We start from the raw sequence: 16,990 nt of genomic DNA on the forward strand, positions 1-16,990 counted from the left end.
CCGTTTGGCGGGCGGTAAAGGCTCGGGCTTAGTGTCATCCAAGTTAAGTCCCCATTTAAGTTTACGTGGGGACCTATTTTGAAGATTTAGTGCACTAATAAAAAGACGGTATTAACCGGACCGTTACCGCGCAGATTATTTTCCCCTATAAAAGATTTATTCAAAAAGAATCAAACGACGCTTATAGGGAAAATAGTTACTTTCCTCTATAAAAGCATCAAATGAATTCATCAAATGGCACCAGCACAAAACGTTGGGCATTTCGCAGGGACTAGGGATTTGGCTATTTCTCAAAGAGCGGGTAACTGAGCACGAAATGCGCGTCTTAAATCTGTTTTTTCAGATTCCGTCAGGCTTCTGTTGTAGTGCCCACGTGCAGATGTTAATAATTCAGTATCAATTTCTTTTGGAATGCGCTTGGTTGTTTTATTTAATGCAAGCAATTGATTTGCATTAGGTCCGGACTTAATTTTCGTCATTGCATCCCGAGCTAAATCATCAGCGGTGATTCTGGAAGATTTGCCTGTTTCGGATGGAATTAAATCTACCGGTGGTGTTTTTACAATAGCGCCTTGCCCTGTTGTTACAGTTTGTCCGGAAAATTCTGAAGTTTTAGGCGTTGACGTGGTGCTAAGTTTCGCAAATGTCTGAACATCGCTAGCACTCCATGCTCGCTTTAGGTCAACTTCCGCTGCCAAGATTGGAGACGTTGCTTTTGAGGACCCAATACTTAGCAAGTGCACTCGCAACCCCATGCCTTGTGCTGCTATGACACCTGGTGCTATATCCGAATCACCAGATAACAATACTGCATGGGTTATTGCGCGCTGTTGAGTCAGGCTAATTAGGTCCGCAATTATTAAACCGTCGACACCCTTTTGCTGACCAGTGCCATTTCTAGTTCCTAAACGGAGCTTGAAATCGTCAAGTTGGTCTATAGCCTCATGTTCTTTTGTCTTTCCATTTTGACCTGGACCGTCGTACCAATAGACTCTAAGCAGGTGGCTAGCTGGAATTTGGCGTTCAATTTCTTGAATCATCCTGTTTCTAAGCGCAGGATAGTCAATTTGAACCTTAGAACGGGCAGTGTATTCCCCTTCAATTAGGTTCCCTACTTGAACCCGAAAATAACCAGCGTCTAAAAGTACAGCAATACGGTTCATAATTGCGCCAGAAAGTAAAAAGGGCGCCTAAGCGCCCTCGTAAGGTGTTTTTGGACACCAATGGTATAGGTGCTTTTGGGCACCAATGTAAAACACCGCATCACTGCAGTGGACTCAAAGATTACAACTTAAAGCAACGCCAGTCAACTAAATTGGTTTACAACAATCAGCTATGTTCGGCGAAACCTGCACAGCGCCTACATAAGGAAAAATTGCATAGCAAATAGCCAATATTTGAATTCCTTTTGAAAAAAAGGGAAAAAATCTCTGACTGTCTTGGATGGCGGTCTAGGATTTACAGGCTCACAGACTTTTCACCAGCCCCCTTATCAATAGTCCACGACGACAGAGGCAAGTTGAGGCGCGACCGGCACGAAGACAGACACTACCGGTAGAAGGTTTGGGTGACTCGCCAATATGAAAGGCGCTAGGCAATGTGATTTACATTTATCGAATTGGGTTACATAGTGGTTACACAGGATTTGAGCCGTTTAAAAACCGTCATTCAAAATCGCTAGAGAGCCTCATGAATACTAGGTTTATTTTATGTAACCAGCAAAATAAGAGGGTCTCAAAGCATTTCTGCCTTGAGACCCTTGGTATTTTTGGTGGCGCATCCCTGATTCGAACAGGGGACCTGCGGATTATGATTCCGTCGCTCTAACCGGCTGAGCTAATGCGCCGTGTGCATGTGACACACAATTCTTAAGTTTTGCTTTAATTTCATGCCCCAAAAGGCAAAAAAATTACAAAACCATCGAAGACAGCGATTCTAGCACTTTTTTTACTGTTCCGCAGTAGCGTACAAAGGTGTTGCGCCAAGTGCGCCGCATGTCAAAATGAATCGATAAAACATCAGAATTGACTATAAAGCCAAGAACAAAAGGGACAACACAAGAATGACTGCCCCCATCCTCACGTACATGCCCGACCCATCGTCAACCAAATTAAAACTACCGGCGGGATCTTGCGACTCGCATGTTCATATTTTCGGTCCCGCAAAACAATTCCCTTACGCACCTACCCGCAGCTTTACGCCAGTAGATGCGCCAAAGGAGGCATTGTTTGCATTGCATAAAAAACTGGGTATCGATCGATGCGTCATTGTCAATACGCTAATCCATGGACTGGACAATAGCGTGGTTGAGGATGCAATGCGTGCTGCACCGGGCCGTTACCTAGGCGTTGCGCTGGTTAAAGTCGATGTATCGGATACCGAACTCAAGCGTTTGGCAGCAGCCGGATTCAGGGGGGTGCGGTTTCATTTCATGCCAGGCCAAGCTGTGGATGAAACGCCTCAGGAAATCATCGCACTAAGTAAACGCCTTGCGCCCCTTGGCATGCACATACAAGTACAGTTACATGCTATGTATGCAAAAGAACTCATGCCGATTCTGAAAGAATCACCCGTACCAATTGTCATGGATCACATGGGTCGTGTTGATGCAAAGCTTGGCATTGAGCACGAATATTTTCAAGATTATTGTCGCCTGCTCGACCAGCCTGGCTTCATGGTCAAGGTCAGCGGCATCGATCGAATAGACTCTCAGCCACCGTACAAGCTCGGAATCGAATTCGCCCGCTATTTGGTGCGCAATTTCACCGAAAAATGTATTTGGGGTACCGATTGGCCTCATCCGAATCACACGCATATTCCAGATGACGGTATGTTGGTCGATTCATTGGCAAAGATCGCGCCTAAGCCCGATATTTTGCATCAGATCATGGTGGACAATCCACAACGCTTATATCGCTTTACAGCCTGAGGATTCGCCATGGCCGGTCGCATTGAAGGGAAAGTCGCATTGATCATCGGCGCAGGTTCGGTTGGACCGGGCTGGGGCAATGGTCGAGCGATCGCAACAAGATTTGCAGAGGAAGGCGCGAAAATTTTTGGCGTAGATTTCAAGCTTGAGCGAATGCAGGAAACCATTGAAAAAGTTCGCGCTTGCGGTGGTGAAATCGAGACCGGATTTTGCGACGTGACCAAACATCAAAGCATCATCGACACCGTAGCGACTTGCGTAAAAAAATTTGGACGTATTGATATTCTGGTTAACAACGTCGGCGGATCTGCAGCGGGTGGGCCAGTGGAAATGTCTGAAGATGTTTGGGATTCGCAGGTCGACACCAATCTCAAAAGCGTATTTCTCGCCTGCAAGCATGTGCTACCGATCATGGAAGCGCAAGGAAGCGGAGCAATCGTCAACATGGCATCCACCTCTGGGATACGCTGGACAGGATCGGCACAAGTCGCTTATGCCGCAACCAAGGCCGGCGTCATTCAGATGTCGAAGGTCATTGCAATTCAATACGCAAAGAAAGGGATACGCGTCAATACAGTCGTACCTGGTCAATTGCACACACCGATGGTAGAGGTGCGTCTTGCAGGACAACGTGCCGGCGGTGATGTCGAAAAACTTTTGGAACAACGCCAGGCACGGATACCCCTACCCTTTATGGGTGATGGGCGTGATACTGCGAACGCTGCGTTATATCTTGCCTCAGATGAGGCGCGCTTCATAACTGGCACTGAAATTGTCGTGGATGGCGGAATGTCTGTACGCTGCGGCTAGAATCTGAAGGTGAGGCAAAATGATTGCACGCAAATTTGATTGTTCGATGATGCACAAAACGCTACGAGTCGTCATCACGTCGATCTCAGCGGGATGTCTATCACTTGCAGCCCTCGGTGCAATGGCTCAACAAAAAACGACACGCATGATTGTCGCGTTTCCGCCTGGTGGACCCGTAGATTTTGTAGCGCGTAGCATCAGCGAAACGCTTGGGAAAGAACTCGGACAAACAATCATCGTGGAAAACAAACCCGGTGGCAATGGCATCATCGCTGCTGACTTTATTATCAAGTCACCTCCTGACGGATCCGTGATTTGGTTCACAAGTGTAGGGGCAGTCGCGATTAATCCCGCTTTGTACCCAAAACTTCCATACGATCCGCAAAAGGATCTGGCACCAATTTCCCTTGTCGCTCGCAATGACGAACTACTAGTTGTCAATCCGTCCAATCCGGCAACAGGCCCCAAAGATTTCGTGGAAAACGCAAAAAAACAGCGCACAACCATGGCTTCGTCCGGCACCGGAAGCGTGCCTCATCTTGCATCGGCATTATTGGCCGATGCCACAAAAGCCCAGTTAATGGACGTGCCTTATAAAGGCGCTGCTCCTGCCATCACGGATGTCATGGCAGGTCATGTGGATGCATTTTTTGGCGATGTGCCCGGATTGATCAACAATGTCCGTGCTGGAAAATTGAAGCCAATCGCAATGGCAGCAGATGCGCGTCACCCTTTATTGCCGGACGTAAAGACGTTCAAGGAGATCGGCATTAACGGGGTCGACTCCGATAATTGGTACGCGATCTTCACGACAAAAGGTACACCACCGGCCGAAATCAGCAAAATTCAACAAGCGTTGGTCAAAACACTGACCAACGATGCTGTTAAACAGAGACTATTGAATTCAGGCACCCTCCCCGCCAGCTCGACACCGCAAGAGTTGGCAGATCTGCTGAAAAAAGATTCAGCCAAATGGGCAAAACTCATCAAGGACAAAAATATTAAGCCGGAATAAATCGGGTTTTATTCCACTATCAAATCCGCACATGTTCGTGCGATCACTTTAGTCGCGCGACGTAGGTCTTCCAGGTCAAGTCTTTCATCCGGTTGTTTGGCGTGACTTTCTTCGACCGTACGGGGTCCGGCACCATACATCACGACCGGGATACCTGCTTCGCAATACAAGCGGGCGTCGGCATAAAGTGGCGTACCACAGGCCTCGATTTTTTGTCCAAACAGATGTTCGGCATGTTGTTTCAATGAGGACACGAGGGCATCACTACCCGGGAGGGGTTTTAAAGCGCGTGCCAACAGGATTCGGCGCGTTTCAACCTTCACGCCGGGAATCGTCTTCCACACTTGATCGATCGTTTCGCGAATGCTTTGTTCGACGACTGTCGGATCCTCCTCGGGAATCATACGACGATCCAGTTTGATCACTACTTTGCCGGGGATCACATTGGTATTGGTTCCGCCTTCGATCAAACCAATATTAATGTAAGGATGATTAATGCCTGGCACTTTGCTTTTGACCGATTTGTATTCATCGTTCAACTGGTACAGGGCATTCATAATTTTGACCGCAGCCTGCAGAGCATCTACGCCGGAGGTGGGAACAGCAGCGTGTCCCATCTTGCCATGCACGGTCAATTCGAGTTGCAGGCATCCGTTGTGTGCCGTGACGATCTGATAACTGAATCCAGCCGCAATGGCCAAATCGGGTTTGGTGAGATTATTCTTAAGCAACCAACCCGGCCCTAATTCGCCGCCGAATTCTTCGTCATAAGTGAACTGTAATTCGATTCGTCCCTTTAACGGCACACCCATGGCCTCAAGCGCACGCACCGCAAACACATAGGTCGAGAAATCACATTTACTAACGGCAGCGGCACGTCCGTAAAGCTTGCCATCATGTATTTCGCCTGAATAAGGCGGATACGTCCAGCCCTCTCCCGGAGGAACGACATCGCCGTGCGCGTTCAGAGCAAGCACTTTGCCGCCATCAGCATATTGACGTCGGACGATGAGATTCGTGATGGACTCCATTCCGGCAGCTTTGACTTCGGCATCTGGCACCGCGCAAGGTTCGGCAGTCATATCGTAAGCCGCTAGTAATTTGGAGGTGTGCAATGCATGTGGCGTATTGTTGCCGGGAGGCGTATCGGTCGGCACACTGATCAGAGATTGTAAAAACTGAATCTGCTCATCAAAATGCGCATCGATCCATTGATCCAATTTTCCATAAAGTTCGGTTTGATTGTTCTGGTTCATAGTCATTTGGAGAGTTCGTCGGATAAATCATTGATTAAACGAGAAAATGCTTGCACAGCAAGATCGGCATCTTCAGCAGAGATGATCTCGAGCGGATTGTGACTGATGCCACGATTGCCTCCACGCACAAACAACATAGCTTGCGGCATGATTTCATGCAATTTCATGGCGTCGTGACCTGCGCCACTGTTGAGTTTGAAAACAGGAATATCAAGCGATTGCACAGCCTTCTCCCAACGCGACTGCCATACTGGATCGGAAGGTGCAGCCGATGCTTTCATAATCACTTCGTGCTCAAAACTAACGTTTCTACGTTTCGCGATTAATGTTGCCTGTTCGAAAATATCCGATACCAAGGCGTCGCGTTGCGCATCCGTTGGCGCCCGCATGTCAAGCGTGAAATCACACTGGCCCGGAACCACATTGATCGATCCGCCAGGCACCTGCATTTGTCCTACAGTTGCCACTGAGTCTCCATCAGCCAAAGCACGCTTTTCAGCCATCAGACTGATTTCGGCCGCTGCCAGTAAAGCATCCTCGCGCATATGCATAGGTGTTGTGCCAGCGTGCTCGGCTCGACCGACTATATGACAGGTAGCGCGCAATCCGGCATTGATAGAGGTGACCACACCAAGCGGCAAGCCCTTTTCGACCAGTACGGGACCTTGTTCGATATGCACCTCGATAAAACCAAGGTATTTGGATTGATCTCGTTTAAGGGCTTGTATTGCCATTAAATCGCCCGGCAAACCTGCATCAATCATCGCCTGACGCATAGTGACACCGTTGCGATCGGTTTGCTCTAGCCATTCCGGCTTAAACGAACCGGTCAACGCGCCCGAAGCCAGAAAGGTAGCGGAAAAGCGCTGTCCTTCTTCCTCGGCAAATCCAACGACCTCAAGATGAAATGGTAAACGTCGTTTGTCACGCACAAGTTGCGCCACGCAGGCGATTGGAACAAAAATACCTAACCGGCCATCAAATTTACCGCCATTGCGCACCGTGTCGTAATGGGATCCTGTCAACAAGATGGGAACAGTCGAAACCGTCGATTCGGTAGTTGCGGCACGATACAGTCCGACTACATTTCCGACAGCATCTCGCGATACCTCATCGAAACCGACTTCACGCATCAAGCTTTCGAGAAATTGCGCGCAATCAAGATGAGCACCCGTCAAATACGTAACAGTCAATTGATCTTTTTCGGCCCATTCTGGTTCGCTAAAACGTGCGAGCAGATCCGACCAGTCTAGAATCATTCGACCTGCGCTTTTCTCCGAATCTTTAGATTTCATATAGATTGATTCCTATTGGTGCGCCACATCTTCAGGCAACAAAGCCAGGCGCATATCCGTCAAGGCAGAATCCAGTTGCAAACTGGCCTCAACGTTGCGCAGATGTTGATCCATCAACTCTCCAGCCAGATCGACTTGTTTAGCCTCGATCGCCGCAAGTAATTCAAGATGTTCGTTTGAAGAATGTTGCGCCGAAAAATTCGTCTGATACAGCATTGCCGCAAGCGATGTTCTGGACACGAGTTGAGATAAGAGTTCTGCCAAAACCAGATTGCCGGTCATCATGGCGATCTGAACATGAAAATCTGCCAACATTCTTGTGCGGCCTCGCACATCCACATACTGACATGCGCTCTGCTCCTTTTGCAGATGATTACTTAATTGTCTTATATCACCTGGGCGTGCGTTTCGAACAAACTCCCTGATCATCGGAATTTCGATGAGTCTTCGTGTTGCAAAAATCTGGCGCGTTTCTTCAACCGATGGCGTAGCGACAGAAGCACCTTTGGCGGGTTCGAGCTTGATCAGTTTTTCACGCTCCAGCCTAATCAATGCCTGCCTCACAATCGTGCGTGATACCCCAAACATCGTAGCCAGGCTTTGTTCGACCAATTTGGTGCCAGCAACAAGTCGATGCTGAATAATTGCATCAGTGATGGCTGCTGCGACTTTATCGGTCACACTGACATTTTCTTTAACCATCTCAAGCACATCTAAACATGAATGAAAGAGAGAATCTGTTTCAATTTGGATTTCATTATGACAATCCTAAAGATAAAATTTGTATACAAAATCGTATACAAAATATTTGAAAATAGCGATAGGGAAAACCCGATCGCTATAACTCATTGAAATCAATAAGTTTTATATGGCAAAAACTTACCGGACAATACCACATTGACTCGATCACCTTTGGGATCAGGCTCTCGCTTGATATCCATCGAAAAATCAATCGCACTCATGATGCCATCGCCAAACTCTTCATGGATGAGTTCTTTGATTGTGGTCCCGTATACGTTGATCATTTCGTACCAGCGATAAATCAGAGGATCGGTAGGTACTGCCGTAGGCAACGACCCCTTGTAAGGAACGGCCTGAAGTAATGCAATCGCCTCTGGGGGCAAAGAAAAAATCTTTCCGACAATCGTAGCTTGCTGTTTGTTCAATGTCATCTGACCCATGCATGCCGCAGTCACCCATTCCTTGGATAATTTGACCTTACCGGCGACATCAGCCCATTTGATTCCTTTCTGAACTTTTGTGTAATAAATCAGATCCGTTACATCTTCACGGGTCATTGGTTTTGTTACTGAACGATTAGTTGCCATGTTTAGCTCCTTTTAAAAATCATGCCGCGGCATAGGTCTTTGACCGATGAACCAAAAAATCAATCAAATGATTGCGTAACTTGTAGAAATCAGGTTCATGGTGCATCGTCGTGCGCGTGCGATCTTTTGATAGCGGGTTTTCGACGATTTCAGCCAGAACGGCGCGGGGCCCATTGCTCATCAGAAAAATCTTGTCCGATAGCAAAATAGCCTCATCCACGTCGTGCGTGATCATGAAAACCGTTTGCTGTGTCCTTCTGACTATGCCAACCAACTCATCCTGGATGTTGCCGCGAGTCAGTGCATCCAATGCACCAAACGGCTCGTCAAGCAATAACATCTTGGGCTGGATTGCGAATGCCCTAGCGATGCCCACTCGCTGCTTCATGCCTCCCGACAATTCTGAAGGTTTCTTATCCTCCGAACCTTGCAAGTGAACCATGTCTATAAACTGTTGCACATGCTGGTCGATTTGTTTTTTTGTCCAATCCGGCCATTTAGATTTGACAGCAAAGGCGATATTGCCCCTCACTGTCATCCAGGGCATGAGAGCATGCGACTGGAACACAACACCTCGATCCAAGCTAGGTCCTTTGATTTCGCGACCATCGATAAAGGCATGACCGTCTGTCGGTTCTTCAAGACCGGCTAGCACATTCAGAATCGTTGTCTTGCCGCAACCCGAATGACCAATAATGCACACAAAATCGCCACGCGATATTTCAAAGTTCACATTGTTGAAAACAATCAGTTCGTCCGTTCCGTTCGCTTTTGGATACGCCTTACGCAATCCTTGAATTTGAATAAAATTCTCAGTGAATTTTGATTCTGTCATGCTGTCGTCCTGTCTGATGAATTCTTTAACTATCGTGTTGATGCGATATCGGATGTATCAATATTTATAGGTTACGTATTTCTGTAATCGGGCGAATCCCATATCGAGCAACATCCCGATCACACCGATTAGAAACACCGCCACCAGAATGTTCGAGATCGAAAGGTTGTTCCACTCATTCCACACGAAGTAACCAATTCCAGTACCGCCCACCAGCATCTCGGCAGCGACTATGACAAGCCAGGCGATTCCGATCGAAATCCGCATCCCGGTCATGATGGTTGGCGCCGCGGCAGGCAAGATCACCCAAAAGGCTTTACGTAAAGGAGATACTTCAAGCGTGCGCGCCACGTCGATCCACTCTTTTCGGACAGCCGCAACACCAAAGGCGGTATTGATCAACATTGGCCACACCGAGCAAATGAAAATAACGAAAATCGCCGATACGCCGGAATCTTTCAATGTGAACAATGCCAAAGGCATCCAGGCCAAGGGTGAAATCGGTTTGAGCAACTGGATAAAAGGATCAAGCGCATCAAAGATCACTTTTGACATGCCGATCACAAATCCAAACGGTATCGCAACAACCGCTGCAAAACCAAATCCCAGAGCCACCCGTGCAACTGACCACGCCAATTGAATCCCGATACCCTTGTCGTTTGCGCCCTTGTCATAGAATGGATCGGATAGCTGTTCAAACAATTTCTTTCCAACTTCGAGTGGTGCCGGAAATGCAGACTTTTGTCCCGTGGATGCTGCAGCACCAACTAGCTTGGCATATTCATCATCGACAATTTGTGTGCCACTCGATGGCATTGAGGCAACCTGCCATACCGAAATAAAAATGACGAAAATCAACAAAGACAATAGAAACGAACGCAATTTTTCACTTTTCAACATGACTCAACTCCGCTTGATACCAAAACCATTCAGATACTCTTTAGGCTTAGCCGGATCGAATGTTTTTCCCATAATCACAAAGCTTTTGGTGGTGGCACTTGGCGGCACCAATCCGGCCTGTTCCATCAAACGCTTCGCATCTGTTGCTAAAAATATTTCGCTCGCGACCTTTTGATAATCGATTTCGGTTTTCAATTGACCCCAGCGTTGCATCTGCGTCATGATCCATACCGCAAATGACTCCCAGGGAAACGGATCAAATCCAACACGATCAGGTACTTTCTTGACGCTTCCCAGACCATCCGCATAGGTGCCGGTCAGCACCTGCTCAACTACGGTGAGCGGCTGATTTAGATAGTTGGGCGTTGAAATCGCGGCAGCAATTTCCTTTCGATTTTCTGTTTTTTGCGCATAGGCGGTGGCCTCAACCAGTGCACGTAGCAATGCTGCGTAGGTATTCGGATTTGTGGTGACAAACTCCTTACTCGCCGCGAACGCGCAACAAGGATGTCCATCCCAAAGTTCTTTGGATAAAAGATGAATAAAGCCAACTCCATCGTAAACGGCACGCTGATTAACAGGATCGGGGGCTAAGAATCCATCAATATTGTCTGCACGCAAATTGGCAACCATTTCAGGTGGAGGCACAACACGGATCTGCACATCACGATCCGGATCCAAGCCATTTTCAGCCAAGTAATAACGCAGCAAGTAGTTGTGCATCGAATAATCGAAAGGAACTGCCAACTTGAATCCTTTCCAATCCTTTGGATTACGCTTATCTTTGTGTTTAACGGCAAGCGTGATGGCCTGACCATTGATATTCTCGATAGCTGAGACCGCAAATGGCGTAGCACTCGCCCCTATCCCAAGTGACATGGCGATCGGCATAGGTGACAACATATGCGCAGCGTCGTATTCTTTATTTAGCGCCTTATCGCGTATCACTGCCCAACCGGCTGTTTTCACGACTTCTACATGCAAGCCCTGCTTTTTGTAAAAACCCATCGGGTCGGCCATGATGATTGGTGTAGCACAGGTGATCGGTATGAATCCGACTTTCAGTGAAGTTTTTTCCAGCTTGGCACTCGACTGTGCGAATGCTTCTTTGGCGACAGCCAACGGAAACACCGTTGAGATAGCCGCCATCGCGGTCGGCGTACCGACCGCCTGTAAAAAGCGACGGCGCATTGCATCTTGCGGAAATAGTGCTCGCATGACACCCTGCTCGACAATGCGTGAAAACCGATTTTCTTCTGAAGAAATGTTCGATTCGATCAGACTCTTCTGATGCTCCGCATCGCTTGCATGCTGGCCACAAGCACAACGAAGACGAATATTGGAATCAAATGGATTTGAAAAAATCGACATGGCACGCACCCCTTTTGAAATAGATATTGGGGTATACGCAAGTACCGTGCCAGGTTGATCAGATCACCTAAATACGCAGCGGTATACAGGATTGCACGCAACCCTGCATGCACAAATCAACTCAATGCACCTTTAGTGTGCACTCCTTGATTAGTTAGAATTCAATTCGCACCACTTGCGGGCAAACAAAGTTCTTTTGCACGCTCGGTCTTTCGGCATGAGAATTATTCGCCAAGCTCAAGCATCACCGGTTGATGATCGGACACCTTGGTTCCTTGATCAACAGCGAAACGTTTTACTCTATGCTTAAGTGATTCGCTGACAAAAAAGAAGTCGCAACCAACCGGTTCGGGACCATACTTTCGGTCATAAATGCGGAAAGTCGCAGGATGTGGTGCCCCTGCATTGAGCACATTCCAGGCATTGTGAAGCGAATGCACGGGATGTGGTCGTATCATATCTGCATGCTCGACACTGCCCTGCTCAAAATTGAAATCACCACAAAGGACAGTATCAGTAGTCAAGGGCTTGGGTTGATAAGGCGTACCCTCCTCGGTTACTGACGGAAAATCCGCTAGTGCGCAACCTTGTAAGTGCAAGTCTCGGCAAGCAACCGCCTGCGCATGTCTCATCACCTGGCTGTAATACTCGAGATGCGTAGTCATGATTCTGACCGGCCCCCATGGCGCCTGCACCGTCATCACCTGGCAGATTCTTTGCATGCTGGGCGTCGGATCTGAAATCACTGGGTTCGGATAAGGCAATGGCACATGCTCGATGGACTTAACCGCAAGCCTGGTGGCAATCAGGTTGCCGAATTTCTGTCGATAGGACCCGCAAGGCGACAATTCATCGATCGCCGCGCTGAAATAAACCTGAAATCCAGGCAGCAACTGTTGAACCTTTGCAGGCTGGTCCATATCTGTCAGGCCGCTTAGAGCAGGATAATTGACTGCAACCTCTTGCATACAAATCACGTCATAGTCGGCTAGCTCTCGCGCGACGCGTAAAACACGCTCAACTGAAACGACCTCATCCAGGCCTTTGAACCATTGCGTATTCCAGGTAACGATTTTCATTTGATCCCCGCGCGCATGAAAGACTGAACGAATTGACGTTGAAAAATCAGGAAACCAATCAATAAAGGAGCCGATGTCAGTAACGTGGCGGCAGTGATGATGGACCAGTCAATTCCTTGATCGGTGGAAGAAAAAACCTGCAAACCAACAGTTAAAGGTCGGGACTGAACAGAATTGCTCACCACCAGCGGCCAGAGAAAGTTGTTCCAGTGATAACTAACCGAGACAAGCGAAAATGCCAAATACACCGGCTTAGCGAGAGGAATATAGACGTGTCGAAGCACTTGCAATGCACTGGCTCCTTCCATCACCGCAGCCTCCACAAGCTCGCCCGGAATAGTCTTGAAGGTTTGTCGCAACAGAAATATCGCAAACGCAGACGCAAAATATGGCAGCCCCATGCCGAACAAGGTATCAACCAGACCCAAATGATTCAAGGTCTGATAATTGCGCACAATCAGAATCTCCGGCATCACCATCAGTTGAATCAACACCAGCGAAAATAAAATGTTTTTACCAAGAAATCTGTATCGCGCAAAAGCATAGGCCGCCAAAGTACAAACAACCAACTGGATCGCCAGAATACCCGTGACGAGAATCGTCGTATTTAAAAAATAACGCGCAAACGGAGCTGCGTTCCAAGCCGCAACAAAATTAGCCATCGTCAGAGGAGCATCCGGCACGAAGCGGGTTGCAAACTCGGATGGATGAATCGCTGCCCAAAGCGAATAAAGCAAAGGCATAATCCACAGTAGCGCAAGCAACCAGGCGGCACAGGTTGACAACCAGGGCCACACGGCAGATGGTTTGCCCCGATTGACTGCCGCAGATGGAGAAAGAGTCATCGCCATGAGTGAAACATCATTTCATTAGTAGTGCGTTTTACGATCAAGCACGAAAAACTGAAACAAACCGATTGAGGCCAAAATCAACAACAGAACAACTGTCAATGCAGAGGCCAGTCCCTGATCCCAAAACTTGAAGCCAACCTCGTACAAATAAAACAGAATCAGCGAAGATGCGTTATCCGGACCGCCCTTGGTCATCACAAAGATATGATCGACCATCCTGAATGCATTGATCAATGCGTTTACCAATACAAAGATTGTCGTCGGCATCAACAAAGGCCACTGAATTTTTCTGAAAAAATACCAGGCGCTGGCACCTTCGATATTGGCGGCCTCTTTATAACTCGGACTTAACGACTGTAAGGCTGCCAAATAAAAAATCATGAAAAATCCGGCTTCTTTCCAAATAGCCACGACCGTTACCGCACCCAGCGCTAGATCGGGATCGCCCAACCAATTACGGCTTTGTGCGCCAAATAGTCCGAGTACCTGGTTGATCAACCCATAGCCGGGGGTATAGAAAAAAATCCAGATATTTGCCACCGCGATCATAGGCAGCACAGTGGGCAAAAAATATGACATGCGTAAAAATTGCCGGCCTGCGATTTTGTCATTCACCCATAATGCCATTGCGATGGACAACCCGATCGAGGCAGGAATCGTCGCCAGCGCGAACCAGAGATTATTCTTGACCGACTTCCAGAAAATCGGATCGTCCAGCATCACCTGATAATTTTCCAGACCGACATACACGGATGGACGTGTTCCGCGCGGAGTCGACATAAAACTATCGATCAACGTCGCGACGGCCGGATAATGCGTAAATCCCACCAATAAAACCATGGCGGGAAGCAACAACAAATAGGCCTGAATAGTTCGTAAATCGCGATTCATCATATGGCGCGGCACCGATCAGCCGGTGCCGCCTTTTTGATACAAGTCTTATTTATAAGAACGCAGCAGACGATTGGCCTCTGCCTGAGCATCCTTCATAGCCTGCGCAGGCGTTTTAGCGCCTGTCAAAGCCGCCTGCAAGCCGTCATTCAGCGCTTTTGTGACGCGCTGATTGTCGTGCGTCGACAACTCTGCAACAGCAAAAGGCAACTGATCACGCGCAACGATTGCTTGCGGGAATCCGGCGACATACTTCTTGAGCTCATCGGTTTCGTAAGCAGCCGGTGACACGGCAACATAACCCGTCTCGATACTCCACTGGGCGGCGCGCTTAGGCTCGGTCAACCATTTGGCGAACTTATATGCACCCTCTTGCTCAGCTACCGAGGCCTTTTTGAAGATGAAGAAATTGCCGCCGCCGGTTGGGGATCCACGACGCTTACCTTCAGGCAACATCGCCACTCCAAAATCGAACTTCGCATTGGTGCGAATATTTGTGAGGTTACCGGTTGTAGTCCAGATCATCGCGGCTTTCTTTTCCATGAAGTCTCGCGGCGTGGTTCCCCACTCCACGACACCGGGAGGATGAATGCCATACTTTCTGGACAAATCAACCCAATAGCTCAACGCCTCAACCACAGCAGGATCGTCATATTTAACCTGCGTGCCTTCTGCATTGGCCAGAATGCCATTGTTTTGGGTGCTAAAGCCCTGGAACAGCCAGTACGGGAATCCGCTTGAAGGCACCTGGATACCCCACTGGGTCACGTTGCCGGCGGCATCCTTTTTGGTCAGCTTTTTGCCCATTTCAATGGTGTCAGCCCAGTTCTGTGGTGGCTTGTTCGGATCAAGACCGGCTTCCTTAAACAATTCCTTGTTCCAGTAAAGCACGACTGTCGATCGCTGAAACGGAACACCCCACGTTTTACCGCCAAACTGTCCGTTCAACATAAAGGCAGGGAAAAAACTCTTCATCCATTCACGATCGGCATCGGTTTTGACAAAATTGTCGATCGGCACGATCGCATCTTCATCGACCAGCGTAAAAGTATCGGTCGAAAGCAGGATCGATGCTGTAGGCGGCTTGCCGGATTTATGGGCCGTCAATACTTTGACGATCGTTTCCTGATAGGTGCCAGAGTAAACCGGAATCACGTTGTAATCGGGATTTTGCTGATTAAAGTCGGCGGCGTATTTATCGATGGTTTTAGTGATTGGACCGCCAACGGCGACAGGGAAATAAAACGTGATATCGGTTTTAGCCAAGGCAGCTGCGCTTAGGCATAAGCCTGCGGCAAGCACCGACATATTGGAAAGCAGTTTTTTCATAAAAGCTCCAGTGATAGAAGTAAAACTAAATACGCATTCCGTTTGCATCAAACCAATGCAAATGCAAGGGATCCCAGCCAAGCGACACTTGCGACTGTTCATCCAGGACATGCTTGCCATCGGCCCGCACGGCAAGCAATTGATCACCGGCGCGCGCATGCAGCAGCAAATCAGCACCGGTAAATTCAGTATGACTGACAGACATTTCGTATGGCCCACCGAGTCGAATATCTTCCGGACGCAATCCCACCGAAACCGCACCGAAAGGCGGGTTCAAGACGATCTGCGTACCCGCAATCCTGTTGCCGTCAAGCTTGAGGATGTTCATGCGCGAGCTACCGATAAACTGTGCGACAAAAAGCGAGGCGGGTGATTGATAAATTTCGTAAGGTGTCGCCACTTGCTGGATGTGACCATCTTTAAGCAGCACCACCCGATCCGCCATGCTCATCGCTTCAGTCTGGTCGTGTGTGACGTATACCACCGAAAGACCGAGCTTTTGCTGCAATGCTCTTAACTCATGGCGCATTTCCTGCCGCAACTGGGCATCCAGATTGGAAAGTGGTTCATCCATCAGACATAGCTTGGAATCTGCAACCAGGGCGCGCGCCAGGGCAACCCGCTGCTGTTGGCCGCCCGACAACTGGCCGGGCTTGCGCTCGCTATACTTGGACAAGCTCAATAAATCCAGAACGTGCTTGAGGCGGTCAGCCATCACGGACTTTGACACTCCCCTCACCCGTAAGCCGAAAACAATGTTTTCTGCAACAGTCAGATGCGGAAACAACGCATAATTCTGGAATACCATCGAAACACCTCGATGCGACGGCGCGATGTGAGTCACATCTTGTCCAAAAATCGAGATTTTCCCGGCCGAAGGTGTCTCCAGACCTGAAATCAGTCGCAGAGTCGTCGTCTTACCGCAGCCGGATGGCCCAAGCAGCACGGAAAACTGTCCGGCCGCCAAGCTAAGGTTAGTCGGATAGAGCGCAGTCGTGCTGTCCCATTGTTTGGTTACGTTTTCGAAAGTGACCGCTGTCATTGATAATATTGTTTTTAATGAGCTACGCTGTTAGATGGCAATCTTGACTATTAAATGAA

General features: G+C 48.4%; 15 protein-coding genes, 1 tRNA gene and 1 pseudogene. 3 read left to right on the forward strand and 14 right to left on the reverse strand.

The annotated features are described in order from the left end of the window. Positions 1-290 precede the first annotated feature (290 nt). A complete protein-coding gene (locus tag G3I67_RS09765; protein ID WP_163654808.1) occupies positions 291-1,163 on the reverse strand; it encodes an NYN domain-containing protein in 873 nt (290 codons plus the stop codon). Between the two features lie 606 nt (positions 1,164-1,769). After that, positions 1,770-1,846 (reverse strand) — tRNA-Met (locus tag G3I67_RS09770). A gap of 216 nt (positions 1,847-2,062) precedes the next feature. On the opposite strand from G3I67_RS09770, the gene G3I67_RS09775 reads away from it, so the two are divergent. The 3 genes from G3I67_RS09775 to G3I67_RS09785 are packed head-to-tail and all read left to right on the forward strand — an operon-like array spanning position 2,063 to position 4,754. Then, complete coding sequence (locus G3I67_RS09775; protein WP_163654810.1) at positions 2,063-2,929, forward strand: amidohydrolase family protein; 867 nt, start codon at positions 2,063-2,065, stop codon at positions 2,927-2,929. 9 nt (positions 2,930-2,938) lie between these two features. Then, the gene (locus G3I67_RS09780) at positions 2,939-3,739 is read left to right on the forward strand and encodes an SDR family NAD(P)-dependent oxidoreductase (protein WP_163654812.1); all 801 of its coding nucleotides are present in this window, start codon (positions 2,939-2,941) and stop codon (positions 3,737-3,739) included. Between the two features lie 49 nt (positions 3,740-3,788). Next, positions 3,789-4,754, forward strand: coding sequence for a Bug family tripartite tricarboxylate transporter substrate binding protein (locus tag G3I67_RS09785; RefSeq protein WP_163655186.1), 966 nt, complete (start codon positions 3,789-3,791; stop codon positions 4,752-4,754). Between the two features lie 8 nt (positions 4,755-4,762). Here G3I67_RS09785 and G3I67_RS09790 read toward each other — a convergent pair whose 3' ends face one another. From G3I67_RS09790 to G3I67_RS09845, 12 genes and pseudogenes are all read right to left on the reverse strand, one after another. Next, positions 4,763-6,016, reverse strand: coding sequence for an ArgE/DapE family deacylase (locus tag G3I67_RS09790; RefSeq protein WP_375539313.1), 1,254 nt, complete (start codon positions 6,014-6,016; stop codon positions 4,763-4,765). Continuing rightward, positions 6,013-7,275, reverse strand: a pseudogene (locus tag G3I67_RS09795) (hydantoinase/carbamoylase family amidase); the annotation flags it as partial. The gene G3I67_RS09790 and the pseudogene G3I67_RS09795, both read right to left, overlap by 4 nt. Positions 7,276-7,317: 42 nt before the next feature. Further along, on the reverse strand, positions 7,318-8,007 hold the full coding sequence (locus G3I67_RS09800; protein ID WP_163654816.1) for a GntR family transcriptional regulator: 690 nt from the start codon (positions 8,005-8,007) through the stop codon (positions 7,318-7,320). 152 nt (positions 8,008-8,159) lie between these two features. Next, positions 8,160-8,603 (reverse strand): cyanase, encoded by a 444-nt coding sequence (gene cynS / locus G3I67_RS09805; protein ID WP_163655190.1) that lies wholly within the window; start codon positions 8,601-8,603, stop codon positions 8,160-8,162. A 49-nt stretch (positions 8,604-8,652) separates the two neighbouring features. Beyond that, complete coding sequence (locus G3I67_RS09810) at positions 8,653-9,468, reverse strand: ABC transporter ATP-binding protein (RefSeq protein WP_163654818.1); 816 nt, start codon at positions 9,466-9,468, stop codon at positions 8,653-8,655. Positions 9,469-9,525: 57 nt separating this feature from the next. Next, positions 9,526-10,368 carry a nitrate ABC transporter permease gene (gene ntrB, locus G3I67_RS09815; protein WP_163654820.1) on the reverse strand — a complete coding sequence of 281 codons (843 nt, stop codon included), beginning with the start codon at positions 10,366-10,368 and terminating at the stop codon, positions 9,526-9,528. Positions 10,369-10,371: 3 nt separating this feature from the next. Continuing rightward, positions 10,372-11,739, reverse strand: a complete 1,368-nt coding sequence (locus tag G3I67_RS09820) for a CmpA/NrtA family ABC transporter substrate-binding protein (RefSeq protein WP_163654822.1) — start codon at positions 11,737-11,739, stop codon at positions 10,372-10,374. A 224-nt stretch (positions 11,740-11,963) separates the two neighbouring features. Beyond that, entirely contained in the window at positions 11,964-12,818 is an 855-nt protein-coding gene (locus G3I67_RS09825) for an endonuclease/exonuclease/phosphatase family protein (RefSeq protein ID WP_163654824.1), read from the reverse strand. Further along, entirely contained in the window at positions 12,815-13,663 is an 849-nt protein-coding gene (locus tag G3I67_RS09830; RefSeq protein WP_163655192.1) for a carbohydrate ABC transporter permease, read from the reverse strand. The genes G3I67_RS09825 and G3I67_RS09830 overlap by 4 nt, the downstream gene beginning before the upstream one ends. Positions 13,664-13,687: 24 nt before the next feature. After that, positions 13,688-14,560: a carbohydrate ABC transporter permease gene (locus tag G3I67_RS09835; RefSeq protein WP_163655195.1), complete on the reverse strand. Its 873-nt coding sequence runs from the start codon at positions 14,558-14,560 to the stop codon at positions 13,688-13,690. Positions 14,561-14,608: 48 nt separating this feature from the next. After that, positions 14,609-15,889: an ABC transporter substrate-binding protein gene (locus tag G3I67_RS09840; RefSeq protein WP_163654826.1), complete on the reverse strand. Its 1,281-nt coding sequence runs from the start codon at positions 15,887-15,889 to the stop codon at positions 14,609-14,611. 25 nt (positions 15,890-15,914) lie between these two features. Next, positions 15,915-16,931, reverse strand: coding sequence for an ABC transporter ATP-binding protein (locus G3I67_RS09845; protein ID WP_163654828.1), 1,017 nt, complete (start codon positions 16,929-16,931; stop codon positions 15,915-15,917). Positions 16,932-16,990: the final 59 nt, after the last annotated feature.

Origin of the sequence: Sheuella amnicola (genome assembly GCF_010499255.1) — a bacterium.
Lineage (GTDB): Bacteria > Pseudomonadota > Gammaproteobacteria > Burkholderiales > Burkholderiaceae_B > Zwartia > Zwartia amnicola.